This is a genomic window from Neobacillus notoginsengisoli (assembly GCF_003515685.1).
In the GTDB taxonomy this organism is placed as follows: domain Bacteria; phylum Bacillota; class Bacilli; order Bacillales; family Cytobacillaceae; genus Bacillus_D; species Bacillus_D notoginsengisoli.
Map to the genome: position 1 here is coordinate 54,973 of NZ_QWEG01000002.1, position 17,367 is coordinate 72,339.

Annotated in this window: 20 protein-coding genes; 5 read left to right on the forward strand and 15 right to left on the reverse strand. The window is 45.5% G+C overall.

Annotation, left to right across the window (positions count from 1 at the left end):
- Window positions 1-4: 4 nt before the first annotated feature.
- From D1B31_RS03050 to D1B31_RS03070, 5 genes are read right to left on the reverse strand one after another with little or no spacing between them, the layout of a single operon-like run.
- The gene (locus tag D1B31_RS03050) at window positions 5-949 is read right to left on the reverse strand and encodes an ABC transporter permease (protein WP_118919284.1); all 945 of its coding nucleotides are present in this window, start codon (window positions 947-949) and stop codon (window positions 5-7) included.
- Between the two features lies 1 nt (window position 950).
- Window positions 951-2,447, reverse strand: a complete 1,497-nt coding sequence (locus tag D1B31_RS03055) for a sugar ABC transporter ATP-binding protein (protein WP_118919285.1) — start codon at window positions 2,445-2,447, stop codon at window positions 951-953.
- Window positions 2,447-2,842 carry a D-ribose pyranase gene (gene rbsD / locus D1B31_RS03060; RefSeq protein WP_118919286.1) on the reverse strand — a complete coding sequence of 132 codons (396 nt, stop codon included), beginning with the start codon at window positions 2,840-2,842 and terminating at the stop codon, window positions 2,447-2,449. The genes D1B31_RS03055 and rbsD overlap by 1 nt, the downstream gene beginning before the upstream one ends.
- Window positions 2,839-3,741, reverse strand: coding sequence for a ribokinase (rbsK, locus tag D1B31_RS03065; protein ID WP_118919287.1), 903 nt, complete (start codon window positions 3,739-3,741; stop codon window positions 2,839-2,841). The genes rbsD and rbsK overlap by 4 nt, the downstream gene beginning before the upstream one ends.
- A 5-nt stretch (window positions 3,742-3,746) precedes the next feature.
- Entirely contained in the window at window positions 3,747-4,733 is a 987-nt protein-coding gene (locus tag D1B31_RS03070; RefSeq protein WP_118919562.1) for a LacI family DNA-binding transcriptional regulator, read from the reverse strand.
- Window positions 4,734-5,088: 355 nt separating this feature from the next.
- Here D1B31_RS03070 and D1B31_RS03075 point away from each other — a divergent pair, with 355 nt between their 5' ends.
- Both D1B31_RS03075 and D1B31_RS03080 read left to right on the forward strand, forming a co-directional pair.
- Window positions 5,089-6,249, forward strand: coding sequence for an FtsW/RodA/SpoVE family cell cycle protein (locus D1B31_RS03075; RefSeq protein WP_118919288.1), 1,161 nt, complete (start codon window positions 5,089-5,091; stop codon window positions 6,247-6,249).
- Window positions 6,242-6,457, forward strand: coding sequence for a hypothetical protein (locus D1B31_RS03080; RefSeq protein WP_118919289.1), 216 nt, complete (start codon window positions 6,242-6,244; stop codon window positions 6,455-6,457). Before D1B31_RS03075 ends, D1B31_RS03080 begins: the two co-directional genes overlap by 8 nt.
- Before the next feature lie 47 nt (window positions 6,458-6,504).
- On the opposite strand, the gene D1B31_RS03085 is transcribed toward D1B31_RS03080, so the two are convergent.
- Entirely contained in the window at window positions 6,505-7,746 is a 1,242-nt protein-coding gene (locus D1B31_RS03085; protein WP_118919290.1) for a helix-turn-helix domain-containing protein, read from the reverse strand.
- A gap of 126 nt (window positions 7,747-7,872) precedes the next feature.
- Window positions 7,873-9,135: a S8 family peptidase gene (locus D1B31_RS03090; RefSeq protein WP_118919291.1), complete on the reverse strand. Its 1,263-nt coding sequence runs from the start codon at window positions 9,133-9,135 to the stop codon at window positions 7,873-7,875.
- A 110-nt stretch (window positions 9,136-9,245) separates the two neighbouring features.
- Here D1B31_RS03090 and D1B31_RS03095 point away from each other — a divergent pair, with 110 nt between their 5' ends.
- On the forward strand, window positions 9,246-9,473 hold the full coding sequence (locus D1B31_RS03095; RefSeq protein ID WP_158587421.1) for a hypothetical protein: 228 nt from the start codon (window positions 9,246-9,248) through the stop codon (window positions 9,471-9,473).
- A gap of 84 nt (window positions 9,474-9,557) precedes the next feature.
- Here the strand turns inward: D1B31_RS03095 and D1B31_RS03100 are convergent, their stop codons facing one another.
- Window positions 9,558-10,076 carry a GrpB family protein gene (locus tag D1B31_RS03100; protein ID WP_118919293.1) on the reverse strand — a complete coding sequence of 173 codons (519 nt, stop codon included), beginning with the start codon at window positions 10,074-10,076 and terminating at the stop codon, window positions 9,558-9,560.
- A 155-nt stretch (window positions 10,077-10,231) separates the two neighbouring features.
- Window positions 10,232-10,372 carry a hypothetical protein gene (locus tag D1B31_RS24015; RefSeq protein WP_158587422.1) on the reverse strand — a complete coding sequence of 47 codons (141 nt, stop codon included), beginning with the start codon at window positions 10,370-10,372 and terminating at the stop codon, window positions 10,232-10,234.
- A gap of 90 nt (window positions 10,373-10,462) precedes the next feature.
- Here D1B31_RS24015 and D1B31_RS03105 point away from each other — a divergent pair, with 90 nt between their 5' ends.
- Window positions 10,463-10,645: a YozQ family protein gene (locus D1B31_RS03105; protein WP_338036448.1), complete on the forward strand. Its 183-nt coding sequence runs from the start codon at window positions 10,463-10,465 to the stop codon at window positions 10,643-10,645.
- Window positions 10,646-10,844: 199 nt separating this feature from the next.
- Here the strand turns inward: D1B31_RS03105 and D1B31_RS03110 are convergent, their stop codons facing one another.
- Together D1B31_RS03110 and D1B31_RS03115 are read right to left on the reverse strand one after the other, a co-directional pair.
- On the reverse strand, window positions 10,845-11,288 hold the full coding sequence (locus D1B31_RS03110) for a hypothetical protein (RefSeq protein WP_118919295.1): 444 nt from the start codon (window positions 11,286-11,288) through the stop codon (window positions 10,845-10,847).
- A 127-nt stretch (window positions 11,289-11,415) separates the two neighbouring features.
- A complete protein-coding gene (locus D1B31_RS03115; protein WP_118919296.1) occupies window positions 11,416-12,216 on the reverse strand; it encodes a TraR/DksA C4-type zinc finger protein in 801 nt (266 codons plus the stop codon).
- Between the two features lie 205 nt (window positions 12,217-12,421).
- On the opposite strand from D1B31_RS03115, the gene D1B31_RS24020 reads away from it, so the two are divergent.
- On the forward strand, window positions 12,422-12,583 hold the full coding sequence (locus D1B31_RS24020; RefSeq protein ID WP_158587423.1) for a hypothetical protein: 162 nt from the start codon (window positions 12,422-12,424) through the stop codon (window positions 12,581-12,583).
- Between the two features lie 75 nt (window positions 12,584-12,658).
- Here the strand turns inward: D1B31_RS24020 and D1B31_RS03120 are convergent, their stop codons facing one another.
- The 4 genes from D1B31_RS03120 to D1B31_RS03135 all read right to left on the reverse strand — a co-directional run bounded on the left by D1B31_RS03120 (window position 12,659) and on the right by D1B31_RS03135 (window position 17,242).
- Window positions 12,659-13,288 (reverse strand): LysE family transporter, encoded by a 630-nt coding sequence (locus tag D1B31_RS03120; RefSeq protein ID WP_118919297.1) that lies wholly within the window; start codon window positions 13,286-13,288, stop codon window positions 12,659-12,661.
- A gap of 797 nt (window positions 13,289-14,085) precedes the next feature.
- Complete coding sequence (locus tag D1B31_RS03125) at window positions 14,086-14,535, reverse strand: GtrA family protein (protein ID WP_118919298.1); 450 nt, start codon at window positions 14,533-14,535, stop codon at window positions 14,086-14,088.
- Entirely contained in the window at window positions 14,483-15,514 is a 1,032-nt protein-coding gene (locus tag D1B31_RS03130; protein WP_118919299.1) for a glycosyltransferase family 2 protein, read from the reverse strand. Before D1B31_RS03130 ends, D1B31_RS03125 begins: the two co-directional genes overlap by 53 nt.
- A 45-nt stretch (window positions 15,515-15,559) precedes the next feature.
- Window positions 15,560-17,242, reverse strand: coding sequence for a DUF6044 family protein (locus D1B31_RS03135; RefSeq protein ID WP_118919300.1), 1,683 nt, complete (start codon window positions 17,240-17,242; stop codon window positions 15,560-15,562).
- Window positions 17,243-17,367 lie beyond the last annotated feature (125 nt).

Consider the following 17,367-nt stretch of genomic DNA (forward strand, 5'->3'; position numbering starts at 1 on the left):
TTCATTATGCTGCCTTTTTACGGTCAAGCAAGACGGCCAGTAGGATGACACCTCCTTTAACAACTTGCTGGTAAAAGGAGCTGACATTCATTAAGTTCAACCCATTATTTAAAACCCCAATGATGAGGGCTCCTACCAAAGTGCCAAAAATCCATCCTCTTCCGCCAGACAGGCTTGTTCCGCCAAGGACAACAGCAGCAATCGCATCAAGCTCATAGGTTGCCCCTGCTGTTGGCTGAGCTGAATTCAAGCGTGAAGCGAGGATAATCCCTGCCAAAGCGGAAAGTGTGCCCGTAATGGAATAAACCCAGAATTTAATCCGATCAGCCCTGATTCCGGACAGAATAGACGCCTCTTCATTTCCGCCAATCGCATAAACCCTTCGCCCGAATGTCGTCTTTTTCAAAATAAAATACAAAATACAATAGGTTACCAACATCCAAATGACAGGTACAGGAATCCAGCCAAGGTATCCCCTTCCCATCAATTCAAACAGAGTACTATCCGACAAACCCGTAATTGGGCGGCCGTCGGTATACACGAGCGTAAGACCTCTGAAAATCGTCATCGTTGCCAAGGTTGCAATAAACGGGGCAACCTTGCCTTTTGTAATAATAAGTCCGTTCAGGGCACCCATGGCAGCCCCTGCGAGGAGGCCGATTAAGACGGCGAGAACCGGATCCATTCCACTTGCCAGCATCCCAGCAGTCAACGCCGAAGAGAGGGCAAGAATAGACCCTACCGATAGGTCGATTCCCCCCGTCAAAATGACAAAGGTCATACCGAAAGCAATGAGCGCATTGATTGAAACCTGACGCAGAACATTAAAAACGTTATTTAGCGTTAAGAAGCTTGGACTTACAACAGCCAATATGAGTATGAGGATGACAAGCCCAATCAGCGGGCCGAGTTTTGAGATTTGCTTTGTGACTAAATTTGAGGACTTCATTTTATTCCCCTCCTGTTGCTGCTTGCATAATTTTTTCCTGGTCCGCTTCTGGTCCGTTAAGAATGGCGGCTGCTTTTCCCTCGTGAATGACAAGGATTCTGTCGCTCATACCGAGAATTTCGGGCAATTCGGATGAGACCATGATGATCGCCACCCCCTGTTTAGAAAGTTCGTTCATCAAATGGTAAATTTCTTTTTTTGCACCCACATCAACTCCGCGGGTTGGCTCGTCAAGAATGAGGATTTTAGGATGAATGCCAAGCCACTTGCCGATAACGATTTTTTGCTGATTCCCTCCGCTCAGGGATTTAACAGCCTGCTCGCCGCCGGACGTTTTCACATGCAGTTTTTTGATCATGTCACCAATAAAATCTGCTTCCTTTTTATCGGAAATAATACCGTTCTTAGAAATACGATTTAGGTTTGTAAGCGAAAAGTTTTCCCTTACAGACAGGTCGAGAACTAAGCCCTGGCTCTTCCTGTCTTCTGTAATAAAACCGATTCCGGCTTTTATCGCATCGTAGGGAGACTTGAAAGCAGTCTCCTTGCCATCGATATACAGTTTCCCGGCATCAGGTTTCCTGTAGCCGAAGATGGCCTCCATCACTTCTGTCCGCCCTGCGCCCATCAACCCCGCAACTCCGAGAATTTCTCCCTGGTGGACGGAAAAGCTTATCCCTTCGAAAACCCCTTTGATTGCCAGTCCCTCTGCTCTAAGTCTTTCTGGACCGGGTAACGTATCCCGCGTTGGAAAACGCTCACCAAGCTGGCGGCCAACCATCATGCGTACAATGTCATCGAAGCTTGTATCCTTTACTGCTTTTACACCAATGAACTGGCCATCACGCAAGACTGATATCCGGTCGCAAATCTGGAAGATTTCCTCCATTCGGTGAGAAATATAAACAATTCCAACCCCATGCTTTTTTAAGGAAGCGATTACGTGAAACAGTGCTTCAATTTCACGGTCTGTCAATGCGGCTGTCGGCTCATCCATAATCAGGACCTCGGTATTCGCCGCCACCGCCCGGGCGATTTCAATCATCTGCTGCTGTCCGACAGAAAGCTTGCCCGCCTCGATTTCGGGGTCTATTTCAATTCCAAGCCGATTTAAGTATTCTTTCGTTTTTCTTTTCATTTCCTTATCCCGGATAATCCCGAATCTGCCGACTGTCAGCTCTTTTCCGAGAAACATATTTTCTGTGACTGATAGATAGGGAATAATATTTAATTCCTGGTGAATAACCGCAATCCCAGCCTCTTCCGCTTCCTTAGCATCCCGAAAGTGAACTTCTTTTCCTTTAATTGAAATCGTGCCAGCATCACGTTCATAAATTCCCGTGAGGACTTTCATGAGCGTCGACTTACCAGCTCCGTTTTCTCCCATCAGAGCATGAACCTCTCCTGGATTAATTTCGAACGATACATTTTCAAGCACCCTGACACCGGAGAATGCCTTACTGATTCCTTCCATTACGACTAATGGGGTTTTCTCCATTAAAAAATCACCCCGGCATGCAAAATAATGTTTGCATATGGCGTTGCTTCCCCAGTTCTGATGATCGCTTTTGCCTTTTTTGTTAGCTCTTTAAATTCCTCATGGGATACCGAGGAAATTGGCAAACCTCCAAGAAGCGCTTCAATTCCATTCTTAACTTCTGGATTATGCTCGTTTATCTCCGCCGCGATTGTGGCCGACTCTGCTGCCATATCCTTCAGTAACTCTTCCAATGTCTCAAGGAAACCAGGAGATCCCATTTTTAGAGCCAGGTCAATCCTCCTAACTCCATCAGGTATTGGCAGTCCGCAGTCAGCTATGACGATTGTATCCGTGTGGCCTAGGTCGGAAAGTAATTTTGAAATATGACTGTTTAAAATACCGTTTTTCTTCATTTATTTTCACCTGCTTTTCTCAAAAATTCATTCACTTCAAATTTCGTCGGCATGCCCCCTTGCGCACCGAGCTTTGTCACTGAAAGTGCAGCAGCTGCATTTGCAAACCGGCACGCCTCAGAAAGCCCCATCCCTTCACTCAACGAATAGGCAAGCGCTCCATTGAACGTATCACCGGCTCCTGTCGTATCGATGGCTTTGACCTTGTAGCCGGGAATATCAATCTGAGTTCCGCTAAAAATGGAAACACCTTTTTCTCCCTGAGTAACAATACACTTTCTTAGAAAACTCTCCCTTTTCTCCTCGGACCAATCATGTGAGAGCAGCAACTTTTGTTCATGCTCATTTGGAGTAAAATAGTCGGCATTTTCCAAGAGCCTATCGGGGATTGGTTGGAAGGGAGCCGGATTCAAAATGACTTTCACGTTATATTTTTTTGCGATAGATGATGCCATCTCTACTGATTCCATTGGTATTTCAAGCTGCAGGAGGATGATGTCACTGGCCGCAATAAGCTCTTCATGGCCGGCTACAAATTCCGGCGTCACATGGTAATTGGCCCCGGGGACCACGATGATGCTATTGTCACCGCCGGACAAAGTAATTGAGGCGATCCCCGTTGAGACTTCCGCTACAACTTTAATTGCATCAGTGTGAATGGATTCCCGGCCAAGATGGGCAAGCAGTTCCCTGCCGAATGGATCATCCCCCACACAACCAATCATTGATACCTCCGCTCCAAGCCTCGCTGCCGCAACCGCCTGGTTGGCGCCCTTTCCACCTGGAATCGTATAAAACGCTTCACCGAGTAAAGTCTCGCCCATCATTGGCACCTGTTCTGTTTTCGTCACCAAGTCCATGTTGATACTGCCGATAACCGTAATGTTCTTTTTAGCCATACGGCTCACCTCACATTTTTTGTTGATTGGCCCTTGCTGAAAGTAACATCAAATAGGACATGCGTTTCAGCAAGCTCCTTCCCTTCTATTAATTCCAAAATTAACTTCGCTGCAGTGGCCCCCAACTCATATATCGGTTGGGCCATTGTTGTAATTTCCGGATTGGTCAGCCTGCACAAATCAATGCCATCAAACCCAATGACGGCCAGTTCTTCGGGAACCTTTTTGCCAAACGTTCCAGCCGCTTTTATCGCTCCTGCCGCCATGATGTCATTGCCAGCGAAAATGCCGTCAAGATCTGGATGCCTTTTCATTAGTTCAATTGCCGCTTCAAATGTTTCGACATGATTAAAATTCCCAGAGACAATTAAATCATCGCAATACCAGGGCTCGTGCGCTGTTTCGTGGAGATAGCCATCACTGCGGTCATCAGCACTAACAATGCCATGAGGGCCGCGGATATGAGCAATCTTTCTGCATCCAGCAGATTTTAAATGGCGGACTGCTTCCCTCGCACCATTAAAATTATCTACAGAAACCGAGGGAATTGAGTTGCCTAGTTGCCTATCGAGGGCAATAATCGGTATATCGCTTTTTTCAATTTCTTTTTTTTGCAATGTACTCGTCACGATGATGACGCCATCTACATATTTCTGCTTCATCATGTCCAGGTAGCGCTGTTCCTTTTGCGGATCCTCATCTGAATTGCAAAGGATTAATGTAAATTCCTTTTCATTCAGGACATCCTCAACCGCCCTGGCTACTTCCGGGAAAAAAGGGTTTTTGATATCAGGAACAATGAGTGCAATTGTATTCGATTGTTTTCTAAAAAGGCTTCTCGCTACTTCATTCGGCTTGTAATCTAGTTCCCTTATCGTTTCAAGGACCCGTTTTTTTGTTTCTTCATTTACTTTATCGCTATTATTCAAAACTCTTGAGACGGTTGCGACCGAAACTTTAGCTGCCTTCGCAACATCGCGAATTGTACTAATCCAAATCACCTCCAGGATAACCCCAAAAAATGAAACCGGTTACAAAAGGAAACAAAAAAAGAGATGTGTCGTCTATTACTTAAGAAGGCTTTTTATATTTCAAAATTTTAATCTGGCTTTTATATAAAGTTGAAAATAACTAGTTATTTTCCAAAACTGGAAATTGTAACCCGTTACAACGAATTCTAAACGCCCTCTGTTCAATTGTCAACAAGACAGAAATAATTATTGGTTTTTCGCCCGGAAAGTCTGCCCGGCATTGAAAAATAGGTTACACTAGAAAGTGAGAGTGAAAGATTTGGAGAGGTTCTCTTTTTCGCTTTTTTCACCAACAACGGAACCGGAGATAAGATTAATGGATAAATTTCAAAAAAACTATTTTGATACGACGCTCTTGTTTATCATATTCCTGTTTATGATCATTAGTTGCATATCGGTTTACAGCTCGCAAAAATATCTGCCTTATCAAGATAACTTTGCTTTGAAACAGGCTGTTTGGTTTGTGGCTGGACTAGGTTTTTCGTCCATCATTTACTTGTTTGATTTTGAACAAATAAAACGGATTTCGCCTTTTGTTTATATTTTTGGCATATTGGTCCTCCTTGCACTTTTTCTTGCGCCTGAGCCATTTGCAAAAGAAATTAAAGGAGCGAAGGCATGGTTCCTGATTCCTGGCTTTGGTTCGCTTCAGCCTTCCGAATTTATGAAAGTATTCCTGATCCTTTTCGTTGGCAAGATCATCGTCAATCATAATGAACTGTATTTTCATCGTACTACAGGCACAGATTTACTTTTGCTATGTAAAATCGGCTTGGCCACTGCCTTGCCTCTCGCCTTTATTTTACTTCAGCCGGATGCCGGCACTGCGATGGTGGTCACGGTCATTGTCATCGGGATGATCTTTGTTTCAGGAATCAATTGGCGGATCATTGCATTATTGGGTATCCTTGCCGCAGTCCTGCTCGGCGGCCTTGTGTATATTTATATCGAGACCCCGGATTTATTGCTGCTTGTCCTTGATCAGTACCAGCTAAACAGGGTTGACGCCTGGCTCCATCCATTTAAATACAGGGACGGAATTTCCTATCAGCTTGCAAATTCCATCCTGGCCATTGGCTCTGGCACGATGTATGGCAAAGGCTTTCATGGGGCTCAAGTAATTGTCCCTGAAGCTCATTCAGACTTTATTTTCACGATCATCGGCGAAGAATTCGGTTTCTTCGGAGCCAGCATCGTCATTTCGCTATACTTTATCTTAATCTATCGAATCATCGTCATCGCATTGCAAAACAAGGGACAATACGAAAGCATTATCGCCACCGGCGTCATCTCCATGCTCACGTTCCATATTTTCGAAAATATTGGCATGGTCATCGGCCTCGTCCCCATAACAGGAATCCCGCTCCCGCTCCTCAGCTACGGCGGAAGCTCCCTGCTCAGCACACTGCTAGCCCTATCGATCATCCTCAACATCTCCGCCAAAACCAAAAAATACATGTTTGGGGAAGATGACTGAAGCAGGGGACGGTTCCAGTGCCTCACTGCAAGCCGGCAAACAGTTTGAAGCAACAGAAAAAGCGCCTCCAAAAATCTGGAGGCGCCTTTTTTGCCGCAATAGAAGTACGTTTATAGCGGCGGATGAATCGGATGTGAAAGCGGCGGGTGAATCGGATGCGCAGATGCCTGGGACGGCGCAGCACCAGCTGCAAACAAACCTAGAGTAAAGACAGTGCAAACAACAATAAAAGCCTTTTTCATTATTTTTCCTCCTTTAGCTTATCTTATTTAAATAATAGACTGCCTTTTCAAACATTTCCATCTTTATGAAGTAGTTTGCTAAAAATTTGTAAAAATGCTCCAAGTCGTCCCGATGTTCTTTCCCTTCCTCTAGGAGTGGAATCACCTTGGTTTCAAGAAGCTCAAATGCCTTTGGGTCTGCATCTTCAAGCATCAGATAGAATGTACTAAGCAGGAGATATTTATTGCTTTCAAGTTTTTCTGCCAGCTCGAGAACTTCTTCAAAGCACTGTTTTGCCTCTTTCCGTTCACCTTCCGAATGCTTTGTCTCTCCGATAGCATATAATGTAACCAAGTAATTTATGTTTTTTTCCTCTTGCATTGATAAACTTTTTTCAAAAAAACGAACGGCATCTTCAGACCTATTCATCTTTCTCTGTAAAAATCCCATATTATGATAAATTTGTGGAAGCAGATTTGTTTCCTTCAATAGCTCCGCATTCCGAATTAAATGTTCAAAACACGATGAAGCTTCTTCATAAATTTTTGAATGGGTGAAGTTGATTCCTAGCAGCATTAGCGTATGGAGAATCCTCTTGAAATTATGCTGTTCCATAAAGTGCTGAAGGGCTTTTTTGCCGAAATGAATAACGTGTCCGGGCTGCAGCATATGGCTTTTCGCAAACGCGCGGTGGTAGAGAAATTCCCCATTATTGATTCCGACCGCAAACTCCTCATCAAGCTTTTCAAGAATCAAATCGGCTTGATGGTACCTCGCCTGCCTCATCAGATAGATGCTTGTAAAGTAATCAAACAAATTCCTTTCCTGGCGCGAGAAATTTTTCAGGTGCTTCTTCAACAAATCATGCTGCACTTCGGCCGCAACGTCCTCCCCTTTAAAGAGCATATATCTGTATTTATACAACTCGTATGTATAAATATAGGGAGTAAACGGAATCAGGCCGCCAAGCTCCTTCAGTCGGGAATAAATACGGTCAGCCTCCGTTTTTATTTGGAAAGTCATTTTGTCATCAAAGTCATCAAGTAATGTTTTGATTTCTTTCTCCTGGCCTGCAACATCCTCAATTTTAACTCCCAGCCTCTCAAGCAGCAGGGCAATTGTTTCTTTGTTTCCTTCTTTTGAATTATGTTCGATTTTGCTTAAATGCGGAATGGAACAAATTCCTTCTGCAAGCTCTTTTTGCGTCATCCCCCTTTGCGTCCTGTAATATTTGATTAAGGGCCCAAAGTCCATAAGCTCACCAACCGTTTTCATATTACTCTATCACTTATTATAGAAAATAATACAATATTATTCAAAATTATTCGACTTTTACTGAAAAATGGGACTAAACGCCCAAAACCATCCGGCTTTTTGCCGGATGGCATTGGGGATATTAGACTATTTTACTCGCGGGAAGCCGAATCCGGAGGCGTAGTCATCCCCGGTTGCCGCTCCTGTTCCGCCTTTTATGTCATATTGCTTTGCTCTGTTCTGAAGCTCGGTGCGAAGCTGGACATTGCTGAGTGATTTATTGGCAGACCAGATTTTCGCTGCAAGACCCGCAATGTGCGGAGTTGCCATTGATGTACCGCTCATTGTCGTATAACCGCCGCTAGTAGAAGTGGAGTAAATTGAACCTCCTGGCGCAGAAAGCTCGATATCGCGTTCCTGTATTCTATAGTCACCGGCTGTTGCAGGGTTTCCTCGAGAAGAGAAGTCCGAAACCTTATGGGTGCCGTTGACAAATGTATTATCAAGAGATGCGACAGCAATCGCATTCACAAGCGCCCCTGGATAGCCAATCGTATTCGATCTTGGGCCGTCATTTCCTGCAGCTGCTACAACGAGAGTGCCTTTTCCATACGCATAATCTACCGCACTCGCAATCAATGAATCTTTCCCACTTGATCCAAGCGACATTGAAATGACTGTTTTCACACCTAATCGGCTCGCCTCATCGGCCGCGTGGCGGATTGCGGCGGCAATATCATCGGAATAGCCCGATCCGCGGTCGTTCAGAACCTTGTATGCCCAAAGCTCAGATTGAGGGGCAACTCCGTAAATTCCAAGGCCGTCATATCCTCCGTTAGCAAGGACCGTCCCTGCAACATGGGTGCCATGGCCATTTCTATCGTTACATACCCCATTAACAAGAGGGTTGGATGCCTGGGTAAAGTCCTTGCACTGCTCCGCATTGTCCCGAAGATCAATATGGCCCGTATTTACTCCTGTATCGAGTACCGCAACTTTAATGCCATCCCCGCCTGAGGTCTTCGTAATTGCAGAATCATTATAAATGGCTTTGATGCCCCATGGTACCTGCTGGGACGGAACTGCCTGGATGGAAGCGCCTGGCTTTGCAGTTGCCCTGCTGTCGAGCTGGACCTCCTCAACAAGTTCGATTTTCAGATTTTTGTTTTTTTGGAGGGCTTTGTACTGGCTTTCATTGACGGTTGTCGTAAAGCCGGCCGCACCGAAATCCCAACGCTGGCCAACACTTTGTTTGGCCTTTGCCTTTTCAGAGCTTGGACCCTGGATGAAAACACGGTAGGAATCCTTCGCTGCCTGCTCCGGCGCCTGGCCGAAAGCTGCTGATGCAAAAACTGACATACCTAATGCCAAACTCAGAATTGCAGACCCCACTTTGGTTCTTTTCCTCATTTACTTTCTCCTCTCGAATATAAAGTCTGCAGCACCAAGCACCCCTGCTGCGTGCCCTAAGTATATTTTAAATTTTCTGAGAAGTGCAATTGATATCCGGACGGTATCCGTTGGGAAAATCGAGTGGGGTGATTCCATTTGTGGAAGGAGATTATATTGGGAAAACCCATGCTTTGCCGCTGCTTCCGAATAGAAATGCAGCCCGGAAAATCCTTTTTAGGATGAATGTGAGGGAGCGGCAAGCGGAGCAATTTGAAATCCTTATTCCGTCATGCTGCGGCGGAATTTTAAACATTTCTCAACTTGGGAAATACCATTCATTCATCCATAAAATATAAAAAACTGATGCAGGCGCGGCAGTTGTCTCCAGCCGGTTCCATCAGTTTTTTATGTAAAAGTGGGCATATTTTTTTATTCCATGTTCAGTTTCTCTTGATTCCTTTGTGCCATTCTAATGCACGTCGTTCCATTTGGCTGACGAAGTTCTTTTTGGCGGGGCTGTATTGGACTGTCGTATGATATTGTTTGGCAAGCTGTTCTTTAAAGGAACTATATCTGGCTGCCTCTTCCGGATGGGCTCTGAGATGGTCACGGAAAATCAAGTGCCTTGCAATTTCCAGGTTGCCTTGCTCATAAAAATGGATGTGATGGGTTCTGTTTTCTCCGCCTTTACGGAATAAACGCCTTCCGGGGATGCCCCACTCTCCTGCTGCATCATATCCGTACAAAATCATTTTTTCGTTGAAGGAATCGACCTTACCGATGTCGAGCACAATAACCATCATGTCAATAACAGGTTTCGCCACCATTCCCTTCACGGCTGTACTGCCAAAATGCTCTAATTTCAATATCAAATCTCCAAAAACTGCTTTAAGAAATAGGGCTTCCTCTTCGTACATGGCCGACCATTCCTCATTAAACTCCGAAAGCCGCACATCCATTCCGATTCCCCCACGTTGAACCATATTTATTTGCCAACCTATCTTACTCCAACCCACACAAACTAGCAAAAGCTTTATGCTCACATTTAAAAGCAAGGGGACGGTTCTGCTGCTTCTTTCGGGAACCGAATGAAGCGCTGGAACCGTCCCCTGCCTCACTCTTCCTTCTTGGGCTCAATTTCCTGTTTCAGCATTTCCTCTTCTTCTTCTACTGTGATTCGTGTGATTTGGTCCTGGAGCAGGTGGAATGCTTCATCAAGCCCTTTCCGTGACGGCAAATTTCCATTTTCCTTCATCACGTCCGCCTCCTTTTTTCTTAGTTTTTCCTAAAAGCACGGGATAAAACATTACCAATTGCAGAAAATAAGCGGGAAAGGATGATGAAGATGAAGAAACGCGTGCATTCAATTGCCGGACGGGTTTATGAGGCGTCTGATTATAAAAAAGATGACGAGGTTTCCAGGGGCCTTGCAGAAACACATGAACAAGTAAGCGATGCTTATATGGAAGGCGAAATCGGCGGGAAAATTGAACGGCCCGACGGCACCAGCGAGGATTTACCGCGTTAAAAACAGCAAAGCATCCCCTTTCGTGAAGTGTACCCCAATCGCTATGTATGTCTAACAGTTTGGGCCAGTCCTTTTGAGAGGGGATGCTTTTTAGTGGTGCCGATGCAACTATGAATAAACTAAACGAATCGAAGAGAAATCAGGAGGCATTATTGTATCCATCCAGTATTTGTTGAAGCTCCACCAATTGGTCCCTCACTTAGCCCCATGTGAATTCTCCATGTTCAATCGCTTGTTTCATGTTATTTGCCAGCCGCCAAAACTCATTCACAAACTGGATATAATAAGAATTTTTAGGGGTTCTTTTATCGAGCTTTGGAACCACTGTATCGCGAGCAGTTTCAAACTTCTCCTTTACTTTCGGATAAAGTTTCGATATGACAAGTTTAGCCTCGTCTGAGTTGACATCAATCTCCTGGTCCTGGATTCTCATTGCAAGGTTCATCATTTCAAACGTGAGGGAGCTTATTTCTTTATAATTCAAATCGCGAAGATCTTCAGGTTTCTTTGCAGACTCCGCTTTGGTCACCATTTCGCTTTGTGTCTCCAATGCACCCTTTTTGCCTGGATCATTTTCTTTGCTCTGATCAGAACAGCCAAAAAGCAGGAACAAAATGCAAATGATAAAAAGATTCCTCTTCATGTAACTCCCCCCCAGTCGTTTACAACATAGTACCAAAAAAAGCCAAGAGAGGGAATACAAAGAGCAGCAGCTCGCGACAACTGGTTATCTTATTTTGCAAAAAAGAACGGGCTTATTCTGCCCGTTCTTACTCTTTTCCGCCGGGATGCCGGTCCTGAAGGCCATCAGCCGGGTCGTCATCGACATATGGGTCATGTTCAAACGCAGGAAGGTCGCCGAAAGCCGTCATCGTTCCTGCTTCATCCAGCTCCTGTTCATACTTCCGGTGTTGGCCATTCGGGTAAATGGTAACGTGATTACCATACATGTCCACGGCGGCAAAATTTTCGTAATCCTCCACATAACCAACCGGGTCTTCACTTTCAATATAATCATCATTGTAATGATCCTTTTCATCTGTAAAGGCAAAATCGGAGGGCGTTTCAGACGTTCCGAAGGAGGCAACTTCCTGCCAAGTATCCTCGGCATCATAAGAAACACTCTCATCTTCCTCATCCTTGTCAAACTTCCCGAACGGAGGCATTAAGACGCCCTCTTCAACAGGCCGGTTATGCGATGTTATTTGATCTGGACTGTGTTCTTTGCAGTAGGTTGTATTGGGCAGCGCCTCAAGTCGCTCATAAGGAATGTCCTTCCCGCACACCTGGCATTTGCCGTAGTTCCCCTTCTCCATCGCTTCAAGCGCCCTGTTTACCGCATCTAGTTGATTATTACTATGTTCATTCAGTGCTATATCCTTTTCCCGTTCATACAGTTCGGTAGCTTCATCAGCCGGATGATTGTCATAGCTCGATAACTCCCCCATTGACTCATGCCAATGCCCGCGCTGCAGCCCGAACTCATCATTTTCCTCCAAATGCCCTTCAATATTCGCTTTTTCCTCAAGCAGCCTAGACCGCAGCTCCTCCAATTGGGATGAAGATAACATGTGCATGCCCCTTTCTTTATCTTCCGCAGCCGATTAGGTGCGGCTTATCTTTTCTATAGTTTCAAGTAAAGCAGCGTTTATTATGCAAGAAGGAGATGTGCACCTTTACCTTTTTCGTGAAAGTTTTTTGCAAAAGGGGTCTATGCCAAAGGTTTAGGATAAAGCAGTCTTATTGGCTGCACACTAAAAGCAGGAGGTGGATCACATGCCGAACCAGGATAAGCAAAAGTTCCATAAAATACAGGAAGAGCACAAAGCTGAGTATATCGGAACTGACAGAAACCAGCCTATGGGGAAGAAAAATTCCACCTTTAACGGGCAGGGTAATACCGATCAATCGCCCGGTGCCACGGGGAGAAACGTGTAAACTCAAAAAGCCCGGTAATGACCGGGCCCTCATTTTGCTAAAGACTTATACGTCCATCATAGTTGTATGTATTACTCACCAGGACAGCAGAGCGATTATTCCCTGCCAGCCGAAATAAAGGCCGAAGCCGATCAGCGACAGACCGGACAAGACGGAAATCGCTGTCAGGAGAACGGACGTGAGGAATCGTTTTGCTCCGGTTGCTAAGGCGGCCATTGTAATATCCCATATGAGCAGCCCGCTGAAAATGGCCAGGCTATAGAGGACAAGCTGTCCCCGGCCGGATGTTGCGGCTATTTTTGCCAAAACTGACCCGTAAATTCCGAGCCAAAATAAAATGGTGAGCGGATTTGATAGTGACATAAAAAAGCCCGACACGAACGATTTATAAAGCGGTTCTTTCTTACGGTTCGTCCCCATTTCGAGTCCCCTGATGCTGATCAGGCTTTCAATCCCGCTATACAGCAACACAAACGCGCCGAACAGCCACAGAAACGTCTGGACGATAGGAACTTCAATAAACCTGACGACACCGGCATACACAATCAGCATATAAAAACCGTCCGCAATCGCAGCGCCGACTCCTGTCAAATAAGAATGCCAGAAACCATACCGTATCCCCCTGTCCATCTGGGCGGCATTAATTGGTCCAATTGGCGCTGCGAGCGACAGTCCGAGCAAAACATAACTTAAATAAACAGTCATCCCATCCACCCCTTGCTGAATAAGCCTGTCTACAAAGTGTATTCAGCAAGGCGGGCTTGTACGACTGTTATTTTTAAGCTGGTGGCCTTGACAAGGAAGCTGCTCTTGGAAGGAATCGAGTCGCATAGAGACCTCTTATTCGACTTGAAAGCCGCTCTTCGAAGGAATCGAGTCGCATAGAGACCTCTTATTCGACTTGAAAGCCGCGCTTGGAAGGAACAAAGTCGCATAGCAACTACTTATGCGACATGAAAGTCGCGCTTGGAAGGAATCGAGTCGCATAGAGACCAGTTATGCGACTTGAAAGCCGCTCTTCGAAGGAATCGAGTCGCATAGAGACCTCTTATGCGACATGAAAGCCGCTCTTGGAAGGAATCGAGTCGCATAGAGACCACTTATGCGACATGAAAGCCGCGCTTGGAAGGAATCGAGTCGCATAGCGACCTCTTATGCGACTTGAAAGCCGCGCTTGGAAGGAACAAAGTCGCATAGCAACTACTTATGCGACATGAAAGTCGCGCTTGGAAGGAATCGAGTCGCATAGAGACCACTTATGCGACTTGAAAGCCGCTCTTCGAAGGAATCGAGTCGCATAGCGACCTCTTATGCGACATGAAAGCCGCTCTTGGAAGAAACAAAGTCGCATAGCGACCTCTTATGCGACTTGAAAGCCGCCCTTCGAAGACTCAAAGTCGCATAGCGAACACGTATGCGACATACAAAGCTCAGTATTCGAGGAAGCTTTCCCTTGTGGAGCGCAAATCAACAGCAACGTTAAAAGAATTAGTTCATTTTATTTAGTTGTTTTCCCGCTGTCGGAAGACGATCTTTTTTTGCCCAAAGTAGTTGCTGACGGTGTAAAACACGCTGCCGATGAGGACTGCTGCATTATCCGCCCATTCTCTCGGCAGAAATCCAACCGCACCGGCATCAACAATCCGACCGCTAAGCCAGTATGACATGAAATAACAGCCAAGGATGACAGCCAGGAATCGTGGCGCCCCTTCACGAAACCGGACTGAGCTTTCGAATGTGAATGCCTTGTTCAAAAAATAGCTGATGACAGCTCCGACCACATTTCCGGTAAAAGTGGACAGCCAGTATGAAACACTGAACACATTTAACAAGAAAAGCATGATAAAAAGACCGGCAGCTGTATTCACAACGCCGACCAATGCAAAGCGGATAAAAGGACTAGTTCGTTTCAGGGTATTGGCGGGAATCAAGTTGGTAACTCTCCATTCCATTCACAGATTCATTCTTAAGATTTAAAGGCAGGTTGAACATATCAATATCGACAACGAATTTAGGGCGCTGCTTTGATTCCTTGTAAATTTTGCCGATATATTCACCGATCAGTCCGATCGCGATCAATTGCAGGCCGCCGATCAGCCAAATGGAAATAATCAGCGATGTCCAGCCAGTCTCGGTTTCCCCGAAAAATTTAAGAAATAAAAAGGAAATACCTGATAGGATGCTAATGACAGAAGAAGCAATTCCGACGATCAGCACAAGCCTGATGGGCGTAATGGAAAATGACGTAATCCCGTCAAAGGCGAATGCAAGCATTTTTCGGAGCGGATATTTCGATTCCCCCGCTTCCCGTTCACATCGATCATAATAGACCTCGGCCGACTTGAAACCGATTAGCGGTACGACTCCTCTCAGAAACATATTCACTTCCCTGAACCGTTCCAGTTCGTTTACCGCCCTTTTGCCAAGAAGCCTAAAATCAGCGTGGTTATAGACGAGATTCACGCCCATTTTTGCCATGAGCTTGTAGAAGCCTTGCGCGGTGAAACGTTTAAACCACGTATCGCTCTCGCGGCTTTTCCGCACTCCGTAAACAACCTCGCACCCTTCATTATATTTGCGAATAAATTCCGGAATGGCAGAAGGGTCATCCTGCAGGTCCGCATCAATGGAAATGATACAGTCAGACGCGGCTTTGGCGGTGAAAATTCCGGCAAGTAAAGCATTCTGGTGGCCAGCGTTAACAGCCAGTTTCAAGCCTTTCACAAGTTCATTTTTGAGGGTTTCTTTATAGATAATCTCCCAAGTCCGGTCCTTGCTCCCGTCATCGACGAATAGAAGCCTGCTTTTTGGTGAAATAAGCTGTTCACCAATCATTCCCTTTAGCAAGCCCATCAACCTAGGCAAGGTAATCGGCAGCACTTCCTCTTCGTTATAGCATGGAACAACTATTGTCAGGACTGGCTCAGACATGATTTACAACCTCCGATGTGCCAATGGATTTTTAAAAGTTAATGGCTATAAAGCTCTGTACAAATAAATTTTCCAAGCGGACTCATTTGATTCAAAGGTCCGCTCTAATTGCAGTCCGTTAGCAGCGGCATTCCTGATTGGCAAAGCCGAGAAAATGTATTCGCCGCCCATCTTTTTAAATTGGGCTGTGTTCAATTCCAAATTTTTCAGCGACCGGCTGCTGTCTTTTTTGAACATATATCGTTTGCCCAGCTCGCTTGAAAAAACATAGCAGCGTCCGCCCCATGTGTCGAAATACTCCTGAATCGTTTTATTCTTGGCGAGCTCTTTTTCAATTATTTTCCGAAACTCGTATTTGTACGTGAGCGGATAAAAGTTATTATATGTATCAAGCGTATAGAAGCCGTTGTATTGCGCGATGGCTGGGTGAATGCCGATGCTCGCGACCCGGTATTCCTCCGTCGGTTTGCCAATATATTCGGCAATATCCGTAAATTGTTCCTCCGCATAAAACTGCTTTACAGTCGGTTTATCACGATAGACAATTTCATCATTTGCAAAAAACAAAACGGCAAGCTGACCCGCAACAAGGAGCGCGGCGGTTTTTCTCCAAGCGCTGCCTGCATCAGCCATAATTTTGAGGGCAAGAGCGAACAAAGTGTAAATGACGATAGGCCGGAGAAAGTGAAAACGCGCAAAGTTGAACGTATCCAGAAAATGAAACCGCTCCGTCAGCGGCAGCCAGCCCTTGTAAAACCAGAAAGCGTACCAAACCGACAAGACAACGTTCAGGATGAACAAGCCAATATACAGCTTTTCCTTCCGCCAACTCTTTTTTTCAAAAATGATCAGCAGTGCGATGAAAGCTGCTGCCATGATAAACAGGCTGTGGACGGTCATGACGTGGGTATGGCCTAGGAAAAAATTCCTTACCGCGAGCCAGGCAGATTCCATGAAAGTCAGCTTTGCATGGAAATATTCATCGCGGCTGTTCGGCTCATGATCAAACAAAAACGAATAAACAAGCCTGTATTCAACGATTAAAAACATAGCAGTCATCAGTGCAATCGCCAGTAAAAATCGAAGGTTCCAGTTTTTTTTCCGAATCGAATCGACCATCCAAAAGATGCCCGCCGCCACGATAAAGAAGAAAAAACCGAGTACAAAGCTTGAGTACAATGGCAAGAGGACGAGCACTAGCCAATTCACGAGCCACTTTTCACCTGCCCTTATGTTTAAAAGCGCCCAGGCTGCGAGCGGCATGCCTAGTGTGCTCAGCATCCCCGACGGCCAAAATGGCGTTAAGGCAAAAGCTGTAGCTGAGGCTGTGATGATCCAATGACGGCCCGAACCCTTTACCACGTGCTTTTTAAGCAAAAGATACATCCCGAGAAAAGCAAAGATTCGTGTAATCGCCTGGCTCACTGTATAGGCTGCCATCGAAGGAAGGAGTGCGTGCAGCCAGACGATTCCGCTCAATTCGGGGCCAAACGCGTTTCTAGATAGCTCCCCATTGATAATTTGCGGGATGGAAGCATTAACCGATCCAAAAATCTCCCCGCTTTCCACGAGAACCTTATACCAGGCGATATTGGAATCAAGATTATCATGAACTCTGATATGGGCATTTTCTCCAAGTAAGATAAGCGGAGACAAATAGACTGCCAGCATGAAAAAGGCGATGCCTATTTGAATTCTCTCTTGTTTTGCAGCATGACTTCTCGCCATCCTCTCCCCGCCTTTCCTTTCTCTAGGACGCCGAAAAATTGTCGGCTTCTCTTTTAATTTACCAGGTAAGCAAAACCCGACGTTCGCACCCGTCCTAGTATTTGTCTAGCGGCCTATTTTTATTC